This is a genomic window from Sutcliffiella rhizosphaerae, assembly GCF_917563925.1.
Taxonomy (GTDB): Bacteria; Bacillota; Bacilli; order Bacillales; family Bacillaceae_I; genus Sutcliffiella_A; species Sutcliffiella_A rhizosphaerae.
Genome location: NZ_CAKJTJ010000027.1, coordinates 36153 through 54246, shown reverse-complemented (window position 1 = coordinate 54246; position 18094 = coordinate 36153). Strand labels below are relative to the sequence as shown.

Sequence of the window (18094 nt, the reverse complement as noted above, 5' to 3'; positions counted from 1 at the left end):
GGATTAACAACTTAACGAAAGTTATGAAACGGAACGCTTTTGGTTTTAGAAGCTTTCAGCGTTTTCGAGCAAAAATACTCTTAACACATAAGTATAAAAGATTGGGTACGCATATTGGATAGGGTGAAGTAAAAATCACTTCACCCCAACATTTGACGTAGAACCTTTTTTAGATAGATTCAAATTTAACACCTCCTCGCTTTTCTATGTAAGGATATAATTTTTTCCATAATATTGAAATGTCATTTCCTTAAGATAATGATTAATTTTTTTTAATGAAGCTGATTCAAAAATTGATGGTATATGGCTTCGTATTACTAAACACTAAAGGGGACCTGACTATTTTTCAACAAGTTCCGAGGAAGGTATACGATTTACGTAAATATAAAACTTTCGAATATAACGAGTTTGCTAATAAATACAAAAGTTGAAATTACAATAAAAATTAGACAACTAAAAACACTGAAAAAACAAAGCTAAAGATGGAATGCGTCAGTGTTTAAGGATCTGTGAATACCACGCTCTTCACCATTTTTCATTCACCTCTTTACCTTCATTTTACCCTTTTAATCAACTCAAGTTTTTCTTGCAAAAACTTATCATAACATGTAACTTTATGGTGTTTTATATTCACATAGCTTTTGAGTAATACTTATCTGCAGCTGGACAATTTCCATTAATACATAGTTGTATGCTATTTGATAGTGGAATTCTCCGAAAAAGCTTGAGATTCCTCCTTAATGCAGTACTCTATACCTTCTTCACAGTGTTTTATGGATAGGTCGTATTCAGCTTGTCCTAGTTTAAACCCTAGCTATACTGTAACAATAGCGCGAAAATATTTTGGAGGTTTTAATTAAGGTTTTCTTTTCTATTTCTTCTTTTATAAGCTGATATAAATCCGCTTTTTCTTAATCTTCCATGGTATTATGAACAGAACCAAGACTTAGTGCAATTTCAATTTGTTGTTCACTCCATATTTTATCAACTGGAGTAACTTTAAAGGCTTTTTCCAATGTCTTAATTTAAGTAATTCACACTGGATAACACCTTTATGCCAAAGTAAGTATTGAAAATTCATACCGTTGTCCTGGAATCAGAATCTCATCTAGTTTTGGTGTTGTACTAATGTCGAAAAAGTAGGGTCAACTCCGACCTTTTCTGAAATATGAAATAAAGTATTGGCAATTGGGAAGACGCTTCCTCTTTCAATCTTGCTTATTTGAGCTTGGGGACAAATACCGTCAGCTAGCTCTCTTTGAGAATACCCGGCATTTATACGAAGTTCTTTTATTTTGTCTCCTATTAATTTGGGATTCAAATACTTCACCAACCTAAAGTTAATAATGAACTCAATTGTATAATTAGATAATTCATTAGTTTAATCCTATATAGTTTTTTATTTCTCCTTTTGATTTTCCCATTTCAATTCTTTAGATTTACGATAGAAGGTAGTTTTTGACATCCCTACACGTTTCATAGCTTCTGTAGCAGTAATTTGATTTTTCTTCCATTGTTCATGAATTTCTATAAAGAAAGAAGTTATTTCTGTTTTAGGTCTGCCAAGATGCTTCCCTTTTAATTTAGCTGCTGCAATCCCCTCAAATTGTCTAATTTTTGTATCTTGAATTTCTTTTTCAGCAAAAGCAGCTAGAATAGTTAAAATAACCTTTTGAATAGCTTGTTGTAGTACATCTTCTTCATCGGTTGTGTTTATCATTGGTTCTTTGATAAATTTTAATTTCACACCGTTTTCCACAAACCATTCATATTCTTTTAATGTATCATTCATCGATCGCCCCATCCTGGTAATTGAATCAAATACTATTTCGTCCCCTTCTCTAATTAACTGTTTTAACAATTGGTATTGTGGCCGTTCATAATTTCTTCCACTTAATTTGTCTATAAAAATATCTCTTTCTTCTATTCCTTCTTTTTTCATCGTTTCTAGTTGACGGTCTACATTTTGTTCTTTTGAAGATACACGGATATATGCAAAACGTTTCATAAATTTCAACCTCCCATAAAAATTATACCGAAAACGAACCAAAAGGTAGATATTATTTATGGAACGTTCTTTTATTTATTATATAACCTTTTGAAACTGTAGGTTATCAATATTTTCAAGTACACTAGTAAAGGATAAAAAGGTACACCTTTTGAAACTAAAAAGATACAAAATTATTAAAAATGAATGTACTAATTAGGATTAGGAAAAATATTAAATTAAATCAAGTGAAATTCGCAAAAAAATTTATCTTTCGACAAAATATGCAAAGAAATGATGGTAAAAAAAGAATAGGATATTTAAACTATGATAAATTTCGTTACTTGGGAATTAATTCTAAATTAGATAAGGAGAAAATTAGTGAGAATCGTTCATTTGTCAGATGCACATTTTAATCCAAAAAGAAGCTCGGAGTTTATAAATAACATTGTTAAACCACTTATAAAAGATTTAGTTAAGTACCATAAAACAAAGCCAATAGATTTAATTTGTTTTACAGGAGATTTAATAGATAAAGGTGGGGGGATGGATGCTCCTATTGCATTTAACTTATTCCAAAAAATTTTTATTGAAGAAATCCTATCACAATTAGATTTACCCAAAGAGAGTTTCTTATTTATCCCCGGTAATCATGATGTAGAAAGAAATAAGATACACAATAAAATTGAAAAACAGTTACAACAAGAGTTAATAGATAAAGATAGTATTAATTCAAACATGGCTGAACCGAAAGATTTAAATTTAGAAAGACTGCAAAGTTATAAAAGCTTTCAAGATGCATATTACAAAGATATTGATAGTTTTCAGTCTGACAATTTTGGGTATTCATTAAAGTTAAAAGTGAACGAAAAACATATTGCAATTGCAGGAGTAAATAGTTCTTGGAGATGTAGCGATGAAAATGATCGAATGCGTCTCATAGTGGGGCGTAAACAATTAAATACAATATTAAAATCTTTTGAGGGATGCGAATTTGATATAAAAATTGCACTAATGCATCATCCATACGATCATCTAATAGAGTGTGATAAAGATGAAATAGAAGGATTAATTACGAGAGAGTTTGACCTACTACTGACTGGGCATGTACATCAAACGGGTTCTCATTTTTACCAAAATAACTTAGGGCATGGAACTGTCCGTTCTATTGCCTCTTCAAATTGGGATGATAATGTAGGAAATGATAGTATCATACACTGCAATGGATATACTATTATTGACTTTAATGAAATTGAAAAAGTAGCAACATTACATAATAGAAAATACAGTTTAAATAAATTATCATATATTCCAAACATTGAAATTTCTATGAATGAAGATGGAACAAGTATATTTAGACTTCCAAATAATGAAGAAAAAAAACAGTTTAATCAACAATCAGAAGTCATTGATAAAATTAAATCGAATTACTTACCAATACTGGATGAGAAATTGTTAATTTATAATACAGACACTCAGGCGCCTAAGGATTTGGAATCTATTTTTGTTTTACCTAAAATTGAAATGAAGCAAGAGAAACTAATGGAAGACAAAAAGGCGGAAGAAAAAAAAGAATTAGACTTAGATTTCCTTTGTACTACTTCGGATCATTTCTTGTTATTTGGAGATCGAGAAAGCGGAAAGTCGACTATTTTATACCGTCTGCTTCAATACGCTGCAAAAACGCATACAGAAAATAAAAAAATTCCTATATATATTGATTTAAAAAGAGCAGATTTAAGCACACATATTATTAATGATATTGTTCATTATTTGGGGATACGTAAAGAAAATGTAGAAGATTATCTCCAAAATAATAATGTATTGCTTTTATTGGATAATGTGTCTTTCAGTAAAAAACAAGAAAAGTATCTAAATAAATTACTTGTATTGCTAAAAAAGAATTCTAATCTAAATGTCGTCTCAACTGCTGAAGGTTTAGGGGATGGGGAAATTCCACTAGAGTTTTTATCCCAACAATTTTTTAAGGTTTGCAAAGTGGCAACCATAAAACATTTTCAGAGTAATCAAATACGTACATTAATGAAAAAATGGTTTGGCTTAAAGGAAAATGAAAAATTAAATGAGCAATTTGAAACAATTATTGAAACTTTTCATTCTTTAAATATTCCTACAACACCAATGGCGGTGTCAATGTTTTTATGGATTGTTGAAAAGCAGGATTCCTATAAACCAAAAAATAATGCAGCAATGCTTCAAAATTTCCTGGAAAAATTGCTCGATAAGCATAATATGGTAGAAATTCGATCTGAAGATTTTGATTACCAAAATCAAAATAGCTTGTTAGTCCATATATCAAAAAAAATGTTTGAGAGTAGTAACATAAACTATCGCTTAAGCGTACTAGATTTGAAGACTATTATTCAACAACATTTTAAAGAAGTAGGTTGGACACCAAAAGCTTATGGTAAACAACCATATTACGATTGGATTCCTGACTACTTTACATCCGTTGGGTTATTTATCGAGGATAATGCAGAGGATGACACCTACATTAAGTTTCGCTTAAATTGTTTCTTTCATTATTTTCTAATGCAGAATATTGATATTGATGAAAAATTTAGAGAGCATGTCTTTCATGAAGATCATTTTCTTGAGTTCCTTTCGGAAATTGATTATTATACAGCTCTATTTCGTGACAGAACAGATGCTTTAAAAAGAATTAATACTTTAATGAATGAAACATATGATTCTGTATTTGAAGTAAGAGAATTCAGGGAAACTTATAATGAACATTTTTTTGATACGCTATTTAAGAAAGAAGAAAATGAAAAATTTATTGATCAATTTAATACAGAAAAAGACATTGACAATTTTATTAGTGCATCGGCTGTTTCAGAAGAAAAAGAAGATCAATTAAATGACATGCTATTAGAAGATAGTAACTCTTTTCCTCAAGCAAGAATAAAAAATAAGGAACCTCAAATAGAGTATTCTAAAATGAAATTATTAGAAAAAGCTTGGATTCTAGGAGCAAGAGTTTTGAAGAATTCTGAAGAATCCAAGGATATTTTATTGAAAAAGCGAGCTTATCAAGATGTTTTAGAAAATTCATTAACTTTCATGGGACTGTATTATAGTATTCTTATCAAAATAAAAAAGAAAAATGAAAAAAGGTCAGTTACGGATGTATCTAAAGAAACAGTCATAGCCAATGAATTTTTAGAAGTAATGATGAAATTTATAGTGCCGGCTCACCAAATGTTACTTTTTAATAATCTAGGTACATCTAAGTTAGACTCTGTATTTAAAGAATATTTAGAGGATGTGAAAAATAAGCCCAATGTAAGTAATATATATAAATTTACAGCATTATTTATGTATACTGACTTACATCAAGAAGATAGTAAAGAGTATTTAAATGCAATGGTTCCACACCAGGTTAGAAATATTGTATTAGATTTTGTTTTTACAAAGTTAAGGCAGTATGAATCAAAAAAATTAGGACAAGAACATGAGTACTATCCAGATTTGATGAAAAAATTAGTATACATGAAGGATAGTCAAAAATATCATCCAAAGCGTCAAAGCAATCAAGAGGAAACGAAAAATAAAATTAAAAAAAGGCAATTCCTAGCTAGTGTGAAAAATAAAAGGTCTAGTAAAAGAAAAAGAAAGAAAAAGAAAGATCCAAGAGAAATATTTTGAGAGTGAGTAAAATGTAAACTAAGATATTTGAGATAAAAAAAGATCACTTATAACCAAAAGTGGTCTTTTTTTTATGAATTTAACTAAATCAACATGACCTTTTCTACCAAGAGTGATCTATAAGTAATCACTTCCAACCAAGAGTGTTCTATAAAGCATTTGCCAATAAGTGGCTATATTATCATCATACTTAAGAATACTAAACATTAAGTTTGTCTTAAGTGATCATTTTATTACCAAAAGTGACCCATATGGTGATCTTTATGAAGAAAGTGGCAACCATGAGTGTTCCGTCCAAAAAACAAAAAGTGATTATTTTATAACCAAGAGTGTTCCATATGAAGAGTCAATCTTTCTAGTATATTGGTTGATAGTAAAGGATTTTAGAAGTTTATTAATAAATGTTCACTACCGTTAATCGGTGTTCACTTGTTAACCAAAGGTGTTCCGTTCAAAAAAAAAGTAAATTTTTTTCGCTTAGAGCCACAAGGGATTCAAGCGTTTTCAAAGTGATCACTTTTCTCTAAGGGGAGAGGGGATGTAGAAAAAACGTGTGCTATAATACGGGTAATTAAAGGCTAGAGGGAAATAAAGGATAATCAACAGTGATCACTATTAACCAAAATTGATAAAAATGTTCATAGAAAAAGAACCAGTGTTGGAGCACTGATTCTTAAAAATAGTAGCAAACAAATCGGTTGGTCGCCATCTTGTTTGTACATTACTATTCAATTTATTGATTTCATATTATCATTTTTTAGATTGCAAGTAAAGTCTCTATATGTATAAATCAAGGTATATTTACTGCCTTTTTAGGAGAATTTTTACTGCAATTTTTGACAAGGATGAGAATAGGAGAATCAAAGATTGTTAGATAATGTTGAACCCGATTGAGCTTTGCTACTACTTAAAAAAGTAGAGCAAAGCTTTTTTGTTCTAGGAAAAGGAATGAATCGGTTATGACGTTATTTGATGTAGCACAAGTTCAACAACCTGATAAAAGTTACCCATCATCAAAGGTAAGAGAAGTAATGAACTTTATCTTAAAGGGTGCTTTGCAGCCATTTAAACCAACACTTTCAACGCACTCAAATAAAGAGGAAAAAAAGACGTATAAAAAAGGAGTCATTTTTGTCACACCAACAAAAGAGCACCTTGTAAATGGGAAAGGCCATGTTATTACGAGTGTTGAAACCTTATTAGAGCAATATAAATACCTATCTCACTGGACACCAAATGCGTATTATGGTGGAGGCTACAAAGATTTTAGTCGCCGATACATAACAGGTCACTCACTAGATAATTTAAAACAGATCAATGTGATCACTTTAGATATTGACATAAAGAGAGCTGAAATTCTATACGCCTTATTTTTGGGATGTGATGAATGGGAACTACCAAGACCGAATCTTATTTTAGAAACGCCAAGAGGGTATCAAGTTTTTTTCGTTCTGGACAAGCCTATTTTTATACGTAAAGAACAACAGTTTAATGGTTTATCGTTTGCAAAACGTCTAAGCTCTAATATTCGTCTAGCCTTAAAGGAGCATGTTCAAGTTGATACCAATGCTACTTACTTTGGTTTTTTCCGTATGCCCAATGACCATAATATTGTGTACTACGATGAAAATCCTATTTGTAATGAGTCGTTATTCACCTGGTCAAAAGAGTACGAAAAACAAACACAAGTTAAAAGAAGTGATCACTTTATAACCAAGAGTGTTCTAAATGCAACACAATCTTCCTGGTATTATGCACTGATGAACGCTGAACATATTAAAGGAGAACAGGGAGTATTTGGCCGTAATAACGCTATTCTGACACTAGCTTTAGCTAACTATGCCGATGGTGTGCCATATGCAGACATGTTTGATGAATTGGACCAGTTTAACAGTAAATTAGAGTCACCATTAACCCTAAGAGAATTTGTAAAGACAGTCAAAAGTGCATATTCTGGCAAATATAAAGGTCCTAAAAAAGAGTATGTACAAGCTCTAATTGAGAGTGCTGGTATCAAAGAAACTTCTTATCTTTCTGGTGTTAATGGATTTTACAAGCATGCAAAATTGCGTAAAGATCGAGAACGCTCACATTACGACGAGTGGGAAAATGACATTTTAACATATATGGAGAAACACACTTCTGCAGTGCAGCCGTTTCTAGAGGGATCTTTAAAGAAATTAGCTGCTTTATTCGGTATGGCCGTCTCTAGTTTACGAGAGGTATTAAAACGTTCTAAGAGGATCGTTAGGTTTACTGTTGGTGTTGGGCGAAAGGCAACCACAACGATTACAAGTCGAAAAATACTAGTAAAACATTACGTGTATAGAGTAAAAAGAAATAAACAACCGATGCTACTAGAGAAGATTGTTAAAAAGAGATTTCTCTCTATTAATGACTTCCTAGGGATGGGAGACGTTATTCAAGAGTTTAGCAGAGTGCTAGATTCAAAAGAGCAGCGAGGAAGTCCACCTATAACCAAATGGGAACACGCATTATAGAACAGGTATAAGTACCTTTGTTTTTAATGTGCCAGTCTGCCATTACATATAGTTTATAAGGGTTCTTTTGCTTTTGGGTTTTTAACTGTTACCTCTTTAAAGGATTTATATTTTTTACAGTGAGTCTTACATGTTAGGGGAAGAATCTTTTTTCCTCCAAGATTATTAGTGAATTTGAGGTTCTTGTGTATGCGAACTTATATATGTATTTCTATGTTTGGATTTTTGAGGAGTTGAAGTGTTAAGTAGTTGAATGAGGGATAATCTCTATTGGTAATTTTAGGTAGTATGTAAGACATTGCTATTTTTAGCTTAAATGCTGCTTTAATCTGGGTTAAATCAGGGGATTAATGAAATTTAATAAATTCATTTGGTAGATTCCTAGAAGAGCAGCCACACCAACCATCTTTTATTATGCTATCGCCTAATAAATCTCCTGACCTCACACAAGCAACATACTTTGTGTGAGGTCAGGAGAACACTGGCTGGTGTGGCTGTAATAAAATGGGTATTATGTATGATTGAATTCAGAAAATATTGAATGTTAAGGTAGATAGGAAGGATAAATTTAAGTGACTTTTAAGGTCAAGGGAGGGAAGATCAAGAGAAGTAGGTCAAGTAATTAATGTCAAGAGAAAGAGAAAAGATTAAGTAGGATGTTAGTTTAATACTTGTATGGAAGCTATTTCTTTAGAGAATAAAGAAGGAGATGATAAATAGGAGGAGATTAGCATTAGAGTATTATTATCAGAGAAGCAAGAACAAGTGTTAGAAGCGATAAACCGATTCGGTGTGATTACGTCGACGCAACTATCGGAATATCTTAAGGGAAAGATTAGTTATGTTACAGTATATGCTGCAAAGCCAAGATTAGTAGATTTAGGCTTTATTGCTGAAGAGAAGATTGGACGGGTACTAATTCTATATATGCGTCCGTCTGGAGTGGACTATCTAGGTAGTACTTTAACGCCTTTTACTAAAATTAATTATGCAGGTTTAAAACATCAATTGATAATGAATGATTGTTTGTTGGCTTTAAGAAGTTTAGCGATAAAAAAAGGTGCTTCTTTTGAATTTATTACAGAGCGAGAGTTAAGAAGCCAATATTTAGAACAAAACTTTACCTTAGCAGACCGAAAGAACACAACTTTATTAAAAAAACTACCTGATCGTATTCCTGATTTTGTAGTTACGGAGAACGGAGAACAGGTAGCTCATGAAGTAGAGTTGACTCAAAAATCTTACAAACGACTGTTACGTAAATTTGATACGTACACAGGTGAAATTTTAAACGGTCGATATTCAAAAATACGTTATTTATGTTATTCGGATGTTATTAGGCAGGCTGTTACTAGAGCAGCAACCGCACAAAACTTTCGAAAGGATGCACTTCAATTAGAATTAATTGAAAGGCTGATGCATTTTGCAGATAAAGAATGAAAAAGATGTTGGAAAAGAGATAGGTATGGTTAGTGCTCTTTTGCTTTCTGTCTTGTTTATTTTTCCTTTGCTCGTATTTTCGATTCCCCTCTATATATTGGCCAGAATGTTCCATAAACCTATACTTCATTTGATATTAGCTGTTATTGGCTGTTGTTTTTTGGTATTAGGGTTTATGAATAATCCTGCTGCTTATTTTGGACTTTATAGCATGTTGCCTTTTAATATGAATTGGTTAGTCGAATTAACGGGTTATCCTTTGGTTTTGTCACGAGCATCGTACATCATGTATATAAGTGGAGCTTTAGTGATTTCCTATGGCTTTTACTTATATAGTGAAATGTTCAGAAATAAAAAGGTGAATTCAATTGAAGATGAACGTGATCGATTTAAAGAATCTGGGAAGTATCACAAGGTCCGAAAACAGAGGCATAAGCTCAATGCAAAACTTCAGGAGAAATGGAGGAGAGAAGGCAAATACAATCGTGTTTTATTAGGAATTACGGAGCAAGGAAAAGCATATGAATTGGACTTTTCGGAAATTAATCAACATCATTTTATCGTTGCAACTACAGGCGGTGGTAAAACCATCTATCTATTAAATTATGTAGAGTACGCACTAGCCAATGATTATCCGATGATATTTATTGATGGAAAAGGCTCAATGGAGTCTATTGAAGAAGTATCCACCATTTGCAAAGCATATAAGAAAAACCTCCAAATATTTAGCGATCAAGAATCTCTCACATACAACCCTCTGAAATATGGTAATGCTACCGTCATTACTGACAAATTAAAAGAATTAGTGGAAACGGAAAGTAAATACTACAGTGAAATTTCCACTTCACTCGTGCAGGTGATTATCCAGTTTATTGATGCTTATGGCTTTAAACGAGATTTACACACCTTTGCATACTACCTCGAACCTAACCATATAAAACAAATCCTAGTGAATGATACGGTTGAAAAAGTAATAGATGTAGAAGATACATCAACAGAGCAAGATGGCTATCGTGGCTTATTTGATAACGAAGAGATGGGCATTGCCACACATACTGTGAAAGTTGAAAAAGAACTGAGTGAACGTGCAAAAAAGCATCAGTATAAAATTTTTGGCAGATATGAAGCTTCAGAAGAAGGAGAACTGTACCTTTTTGAAAACGCAGCATCTGTTAGAACGCAAATTCATCTGCTGTTAGATAGTGAATTAGGCCATCTATTTGAAGAAAAAGAAAATGGGTTGGACCTGTTATCGTTGAGCGAAAAGAAAGAATCGCTGTTTGTTTCTTTTGATGGGACGATCTATGATTCTTTTATTAAAAAAATTGCCCGTTTTCTTATATTAGACTTGAACTATCTAGTTTCTTATCGGAATCGAACGATGCAAAAAGATCAACCGTTACTTGCGATTTATGACGAGTTTAGCGTTTATGCAAATGACAAAATAGTTGATACCGTCAATAAATCACGTTCTGCAGGTTTTCATTGTTGTATTGCGACCCAACTAGTCGCAGATTTAGATGATGTTAGTCCGACACTTGCTAGGCGTGTGATTGGTAATACAAATACATTTGCAATTGGCCATACTAACCTACCTGATGAAATAGAAACATGGGCTAATGTATTAGGAACCTATAAAGATCATGATATGACGATTACAACTGAAGGAAAGGGACCACTGCATCGCAAAGAGTTAATGAAAGATGCAGGAACCGTGCGTAAAGTGAACAAGTTTAAAGTGAGCCCTGATGAAATCCGGGATTTACGAGCTGGTCAGTTTTTAATTACACGAAAGGCAGCAAAGGGTGATTACCCTGTAGAGCCTGAAATTGTTTATGTGCGAAACCCACTAATTGGACTCTAAAGAGGTGGTGATGAGAGTTGAAAAAGGTGCTGAAAGAGAAGAAAGGAGCTTCTAAAGTAAAAGAGGGAAAGGCATCAGGTTCCAAAAGAGAGATCTCTTTTTCTAAACGTAAAACGAAAAGAATTGCTAGTTTCTTAGTTTTTGGCATAATGTTTGTTTCCCTTCTGTTTAATGTGATTCATTTTAGTAAAGTGCAGACGATTCGGAACACAGTACAAGCGTCGTATGATGAAATTGAACAACAGGTGAAAGGTGCTGGTAGACATAGTCTTCTTGAGACGCCTCTATTAATTCATTACAGTACGGATTTTATACGAGAATATTTTGAGATTCCAGCCGATGAAGAAGAAAGGAATGCAAGGAAGGACCGATTAAAACATTATTTTGTTAGTGGATTTGATGTGAATAGTTTAGAAGATATGTCTGAATTTATAGGTTCACGAAGTGTACAGTCCATTGACTTAATGGATATTCGTTCTACAGATACAGATGAGGTACAAGTTCAATACTTGGTCACCTATCAAGTCATCGAACAGCTTGAAGAGGAGAAGGAAGTGGTAACCACAGAAGTAGATAAAGATGGTGAAGAGAAAGAAGTAACACAAACCGTTCTAGAGGAGATAGAAAAATCAACAGACTACCAGGTGGAAGTAATCATTCCCGTGGTGACCGATGGTGAAGGTTTTGCAGTCACGAGACATCTTACTTTACTAAGTTCGGATATCAAATCAGTTATTCAATATGAACCTTTGGCTTTAAAAGGGGAAGACCTTACCTCTCAACAACAAGAAGCTCTGAGTCCTTTCCTAAGAGATTTTCTAACATCGTTTGGTCAGTCAGATGAAAAGTTGGCTTTTATGGCTAGTGTTGATCGAGGATTGTTAGATAAAGTATACGAGGACCATTCGATTGTGGAATCAGTAAGGCAAAACGGTGTTTATTCTATTCGTTTACATGTTAATTATCGTGAGGAACAAACCTCTCTGACATCTCGTTATTTTTACGAGATTCATATGAAGGAAGAAAACGGCCGATTTTTCGTAGAGAGCATTCATTAAAAAGGAGCGTGTTCCATATGAATTTTAACTTTCAAGAAGTGACCAGTAATTTAATCTCACAAATTGGATTTATCGTTCTGTTAATTATGGTGGTTCGAGCCTTGATATCCTACACAAAAGAAGATTGGGGGCAATTTTTTTCTGGTTTAGTGTTAGGGTTATTCTGTTTAATCGTTGTATTTTTTGGTCCACAACTTGAGCAACTGGCACGAGCACTTGGAAATTCTATTTTTAGCTAGTAAACACAACGGATAGGTGGTGTGTTTAGTTGAAAGGAGATAATTTTACAAAGGAATATAAGTATCCTATTAAAATTTACCGAATTGGTAGATTGGAATTTGCGAACGGTCTAGAGGTTCGCAAATTGGTTGTAGCTGGTGGAGTTATTCTAATAATGATTATGGTTTTTATCGGTTTTGGAGCGTCCTCGCATACAGGGGCGATGCGATTTATTTTTGAAAATTGGCTAATTATCCTCGTATGTGTACCAGGTGTCATTACATTTGTAGTGTTTAGCTTAAAGTATGACCACAAACCGGTTATACCGTTCATAAAAGATCGATGGGCATACTACAATACAAAACATAAAGCCTATGAACATTTTAAGGAAATTCCATTATCTCAGTATGAGAGAGACTTACAGTTTGAGCCTTATATACGCCGAGAAAAGGAGGTGTAATGGTGGGAGTTGCTACAAAACAGGAATTATTAGAATTTCCAATTGCATTACGGCATAAAAATTTGGCATTTAATACAAGTAAACAGGTTTGGGCGTTTTACCGTTTACGAGATGAATCTTTGCGTCTAAACAGTGAAAGTGATTATCGTCAGTATACACATAATATGATGAGCTTTCTCGCAAATGAAGAGTATCAATATCATTTCTCCATTTTGCCAAAGCGTTTTGATTTTATGAAATTTACAGAGGTGATAAAGAAAGATATTGTTCATGGGGAGTTTGCCGACATTGGACATTCGTACTTTTCACGAGCAGCAGATATTTTAAATGATGAGGTCTTTCTTCATGAATATGACGTGTATTTATCCGTTCAAATCAATAAATCGGATCAAATCGTAACAACGGATGTAGGTGATTTTTTTAAGAAGTTTACGAAACGTATTCGCGAAGATATTGCGAAGGTTATGAGTGTTGATACGGAAATTGAAGATGATTTTACTTTCTATGAAAAACAAGAGGAAATTTTTATGAATCGAGTCTCCTATACACAAGAATTGGAACGTCTGAGTGAAAGTGAATTAGATGGTTTAATCTATTATATGTTTCATCGTACAAGCGATGGTTTTGAGATACCGGATACTGCCTACAATTTAACAGAGGGTATTATTCGTAACGAACACAGTTATATGACGGTTGATCATGGGAACTACAAGGAGTATTTATGTTTTCTTCCCTTTTATGAAATGCCAGTTTCCATAGATGGTTTTCGTTTTATCCAACATATATATGAGCAGTTAGATTTTCCACTTGAAATGCAAATACGCTATGACTTTAAACAGAACGAACAAAATATTCGAGAAGTACGTAAACTAAAGCGTCGATTTCGTCATTTTGATGAAGAAATTGCTTCGACTAGAGCTGCAGATGAAGACGTGGTAGTTGAGTTGGCGTCAGAACGATTGGAGAAATTACTTGATGATGTGAAAGATAATAGTCGTAAAATACTCTTTATGACCTTTACCCTTGTAGTTGCTGATACCTCAAAAGAGGGGATGGAAAGTAAGATTGAGGCTTTACGAAATATATTTAAAAATACGGATTTTAAGTTTGTTCGACCTGTGGTCGATCAGTTAACGCTTTTTAAACAAGCGTTGCCTGCTTCTGAAAATTTCTATCGGCATTTCGAACAAGTCGTGGATGAGTCATATTTAGGGCAGTCAGGAATGAACTTAAACAGCCGTATTGGCAACCGTTATGGTATGTACTTAGGAAAAGTGATTACCAATCGCCGTTTAACGAGTGTCCAACAATCACGAGAAATTAATAATAATATCGTGATTTTCAACCCTATGTTAACGAAAAAAGCGTTACAAGGAGCAACTCATACCAATGGAAACATTTTAATTACAGGACCACCTGGAAGTGGAAAATCCATGTTGGTTAAAAATTTCTTTACGTGGTCTACGTTTTTCGGTTCAAAAGTGCTGTATATCGATCCGAAAAATGAATTTCAACGTTATTACAAAGAAGCTCTAGAGAAAAACAGTCACATTGATGAGTTTTGCGAGCTGTATAAGCGAATAAATTTTATACATTTATCAGAAGAACGTGAATTTTGGGGAGCACTGGACCCACTTGTATTCTTAAAAGGAGATAAGGCTATCCAAACGGCTACGATGATTTTTAATACACTAGCCGGTGATATAAGTGGTCGAAATGAAAGTGTATCTATCTTTCAAGCCGTATTGGATGAGGTGAATGATGCCTCACACCCTACCATGACTGGGGCATTGCAGCGATTAGAGGAAATTGAACCCACCTTGGCCAAAGATATCAGTCGTTATCGGTATGGATTAGGACGGATGTTGTTTGGGGAACGTTGGAGCAAGGGGTTAGATTTTGAAAAACAAGTGAATGTCCTTGGAATGCAAGGATTGAGCCTTCCTGAATCGGAAGATATGAATGACGAACAACGTATAGGACTATGTTTAATGATGTCTATTTCGAAATATGTTAATACCTTTAGTCGAACACCTGAAGAAGAAGCAATGATTATTTTTGATGAGGTATGGACGTTAACAAAATCCAAATATGGCGAGTCGCTTATTAATGAAATGCTACGAACTGGTCGTTCTCTTCGTACCGATATTGTGCTCGTGACACAAGCTTACAATGATGTAAACTCAGATGAAATCAAGGAGCAAATTGGTGTGAAATTTGCATTTCGTCCTAAATCAGATGATTCTATTAAACCAATACTAAGATTCTTTGATCTTGACGAAAATCAGCCAAACATACAAGTGGTCAAACATCTAAAATCGGGCATGTGCTTGTTTCAAGACTATTTGGGTCGAACACAAGCAATCGCGCACGATGTGTTATTTGAAGAATGGTTTGAAGCCTTCAAGACGACCAATAAAGAATCAGAAGCTGTACATCTAGAAGAAAGTCGATAGGGAGGACAAACGATGAAACGAATAATAGCAAGCATTCTAGTGAGTGGATTGATATTAGTTGGCTGTGGGAATAGTAATACCCCCTTTGGATTGGATGGGGAGAGGTTACAGGAGAGTGTGGCTAAACAAGCACTTACGTATGCAACTATAGAGAAAGGTGGGTATATAGAAGAGGATATTGAGTTAGTGAGCGTATGTGCAGCTGTGAAAAAAGGGAATGCTGCTTTTGGACACCAAGGGGATTATGTAGTGTTTTGGCAAACCTTAGACGAAGAAATCCAAGAATATAACTGGTTTAATGAAGATAATTATATTGTGGAATTTGGAGCAAATTCCTATGAGGAGTATGAGGATATGGGATGTCATAATTTTAAAGAATAAGAGGGGGTTATATGAAAAAGACGATAGGGTTTTTATGTCTCGTTATGTTGTTTTGGGTTGTCATACCAACCACGCTCTTTGCGGAAGAAGTGACAAGGGACGGACAAAAGCATCATGAGTCGTCGTATCAATTAATGAATTACTCGGACACAAACTGGCATGAATTTGGTGAGAATACAAGTAATACTATTGCCTCTTCGGTTAAAGATTTTATGTGGATGATTAACATTATTATCTCTAAAGTTGTGCTTATGATTGTGTATCAACTTTTTAGTTTGGATATTATTAGCCTGACAATTGATGCGATTAAGAGCATTAGCTCCTCGATCGCAGATGGTTTACTCTCGACTTTTGGTGCGTTTGCATTAGCACTATTTTCGTTAGGTTTAGTCGTAAAATCTTATATCCAACAGAACTGGCAGGCTTTTTTAAAACTGTTAACTCTTGTATTAATTAGTTTAGCTCTTTTGTTCTCCATTTCTTCGGAACGTTTTGACTACATTAGCTTTGTGCATGGTATATCGGTGGAAGTCGAAAACATGGTGATGAATGTGAATCCTTCTTTAACAGGAGACTCCTTTATTTATTCCGGTGACATTAACACAACAGCTGTTGCATTAGAGAATAAAGTATTTGATGCATTAATCTATAAACCATTTTTACTCTTACAGTATGGTACAACGGATGAAAGTGCGATTATTCAAGATGACCCGAACCGTATAACGGCTTATTTAGAAGCTGATCCTCGTACCGAAGAAGGTATGGTAACTAGAGGTGAAATAGCTGAACGAGAATATAAAATCTATGATAACTATAACATTTCAGCTGCAAATGGTTTTAGTCAAGCAGGTTATATTATGGTTATGCTGCTTTCAACTGTTGTTCAAGGTGCTGTTTACTTTTTTATTGCCTTGCTTCGAATTATGTTACAGTTTGGACTTGTCATGATGTTGCTACTTGCTCCATTTGCGATTTTTCTTTCGATTTTTCCTTCCTTCGAAACAGTTGTTGGAAAATATGTGCGTGCTTTAGGGTTAATCGTTTTGTTTAAAGGTGTTGTGATGTTCTTCATCCTTGTTGCCGTTAGCTTTATCTCTCTTGGGTATGACATGACGAATACAACCGATGATTTGTATTATCGGATTTTTATGCAAATCATTATGAGTGTGGCAACCATTTTCCTTTATACAAAGCGTCATGTGGTTATGAATATGCTAGAAGGTGCTAGTTTAAGTGTTGAAGATATGGGTGGTGGAGCTTTTCGTATGCCACGACTTCATCGTGGTGGAGGAAGTTTTGATATGAAAAGAGGACAAGTCCCGAATACTACTTCCCAACTACACCGAGATACCTCTCCTAAAAATAGCTTCGGCTTACCTAAGATGAGACAAAGTGGAAAAGTTAGTATCTTGAGAAAGGTGGGAACTGCAGTACGAACGCAACCAAATGAAGTTGCTAGTATAGAACGTCAGAAGCCTCAACAGGGAAATCCATCCTTTAAAAAAGCATTTACTCGAGTTGGGAATTTTCAACAGGGGAAATCAAATGAATTTCATGAAGGTAATCTAGATGACCGTTATGCACAACAAGAAGTGGCTGCTGCAAAAGAAAAAGATGCTAGTTCAGGAGTACATCAAATAAGACAATCAAATTCTTCACGTTTTAAGACTGATGGTAAACATCGTAAGGATAAAAAAGAAGGGGTAACAAGCATAGATAGCTCTAGAAACTTTCAACATATAAGCGCAAATCAAGATTTACCATCAACTTCCACGAAATCTAGTTCATCACGTAAAGTGGTCCCTCCAAAAAAAGGTAATAATTTGACAAAAGCCGAAGCTCAACGCCAAGTGGATGCACAAAAAAGCCAAAAAAGTTCCCATCGAGAGGTGGGAAGCCTAAGTCCCTCTGCTCGTGCGGAAGAGGGGAATGGTTCCCCTGTTAATGAAGAAACGCAATCTAGGACACCTAAAATCATGAATATTAAAACAAAGCGAGATGGCTCTAAAGGTCGATTAGGACGTTCTTCCCGTTTGAATCAGAATAACTAAACTAAGGA

Annotated in this window: 13 protein-coding genes; 11 read left to right on the top strand and 2 right to left on the bottom strand. The window is 34.1% G+C overall.

Annotation, left to right across the window (positions count from 1 at the left end; genetic code table 11):
* On the top strand, nt 1-122 hold a 122-nt coding region (locus LRP81_RS23500; protein ID WP_399208037.1), incomplete at its 5' end, for a transposase.
* A 986-nt stretch (nt 123-1108) separates the two neighbouring features.
* Here the strand turns inward: LRP81_RS23500 and LRP81_RS23495 are convergent.
* Nucleotides 1109-1330 carry a helix-turn-helix domain-containing protein gene (locus tag LRP81_RS23495; protein ID WP_399208034.1) on the bottom strand — a complete coding sequence of 74 codons (222 nt, stop codon included), beginning with the start codon at nt 1328-1330 and terminating at the stop codon, nt 1109-1111.
* 69 nt (nt 1331-1399) lie between these two features.
* Complete coding sequence (locus LRP81_RS17965; protein WP_230503690.1) at nt 1400-2008, bottom strand: recombinase family protein; 609 nt, start codon at nt 2006-2008, stop codon at nt 1400-1402.
* 360 nt (nt 2009-2368) lie between these two features.
* Between LRP81_RS17965 and LRP81_RS17960 the strand changes: the two genes are divergently transcribed.
* The 10 genes from LRP81_RS17960 to LRP81_RS17915 all read left to right on the top strand — a co-directional run bounded on the left by LRP81_RS17960 (nt 2369) and on the right by LRP81_RS17915 (nt 18086).
* On the top strand, nt 2369-5656 hold the full coding sequence (locus tag LRP81_RS17960; RefSeq protein ID WP_230503688.1) for a metallophosphoesterase family protein: 3288 nt from the start codon (nt 2369-2371) through the stop codon (nt 5654-5656).
* Nucleotides 5657-6615: 959 nt separating this feature from the next.
* A complete protein-coding gene (locus LRP81_RS17955) occupies nt 6616-8157 on the top strand; it encodes a primase C-terminal domain-containing protein (RefSeq protein ID WP_230503685.1) in 1542 nt (513 codons plus the stop codon).
* Between the two features lie 765 nt (nt 8158-8922).
* Nucleotides 8923-9597, top strand: a complete 675-nt coding sequence (locus LRP81_RS17950; RefSeq protein WP_230503683.1) for a hypothetical protein — start codon at nt 8923-8925, stop codon at nt 9595-9597.
* Nucleotides 9581-11461 (top strand): type IV secretory system conjugative DNA transfer family protein, encoded by a 1881-nt coding sequence (locus LRP81_RS17945; RefSeq protein ID WP_230503681.1) that lies wholly within the window; start codon nt 9581-9583, stop codon nt 11459-11461. Before LRP81_RS17950 ends, LRP81_RS17945 begins: the two co-directional genes overlap by 17 nt.
* A gap of 26 nt (nt 11462-11487) precedes the next feature.
* The gene (locus tag LRP81_RS17940) at nt 11488-12519 is read left to right on the top strand and encodes a conjugal transfer protein (RefSeq protein WP_230503694.1); all 1032 of its coding nucleotides are present in this window, start codon (nt 11488-11490) and stop codon (nt 12517-12519) included.
* A 38-nt stretch (nt 12520-12557) separates the two neighbouring features.
* Entirely contained in the window at nt 12558-12758 is a 201-nt protein-coding gene (locus LRP81_RS17935) for a hypothetical protein (RefSeq protein WP_230503679.1), read from the top strand.
* Nucleotides 12759-12787: 29 nt separating this feature from the next.
* Complete coding sequence (locus LRP81_RS17930; protein ID WP_230503678.1) at nt 12788-13198, top strand: conjugal transfer protein; 411 nt, start codon at nt 12788-12790, stop codon at nt 13196-13198.
* Nucleotides 13199-13200: 2 nt separating this feature from the next.
* On the top strand, nt 13201-15654 hold the full coding sequence (locus tag LRP81_RS17925; protein WP_230503676.1) for an ATP-binding protein: 2454 nt from the start codon (nt 13201-13203) through the stop codon (nt 15652-15654).
* 12 nt (nt 15655-15666) lie between these two features.
* A complete protein-coding gene (locus LRP81_RS17920; protein WP_230503674.1) occupies nt 15667-16035 on the top strand; it encodes a hypothetical protein in 369 nt (122 codons plus the stop codon).
* An 11-nt stretch (nt 16036-16046) separates the two neighbouring features.
* Nucleotides 16047-18086, top strand: a complete 2040-nt coding sequence (locus tag LRP81_RS17915) for a type IV secretion system protein (RefSeq protein WP_230503672.1) — start codon at nt 16047-16049, stop codon at nt 18084-18086.
* The last annotated feature ends 8 nt before the right edge of the window (nt 18087-18094 follow it).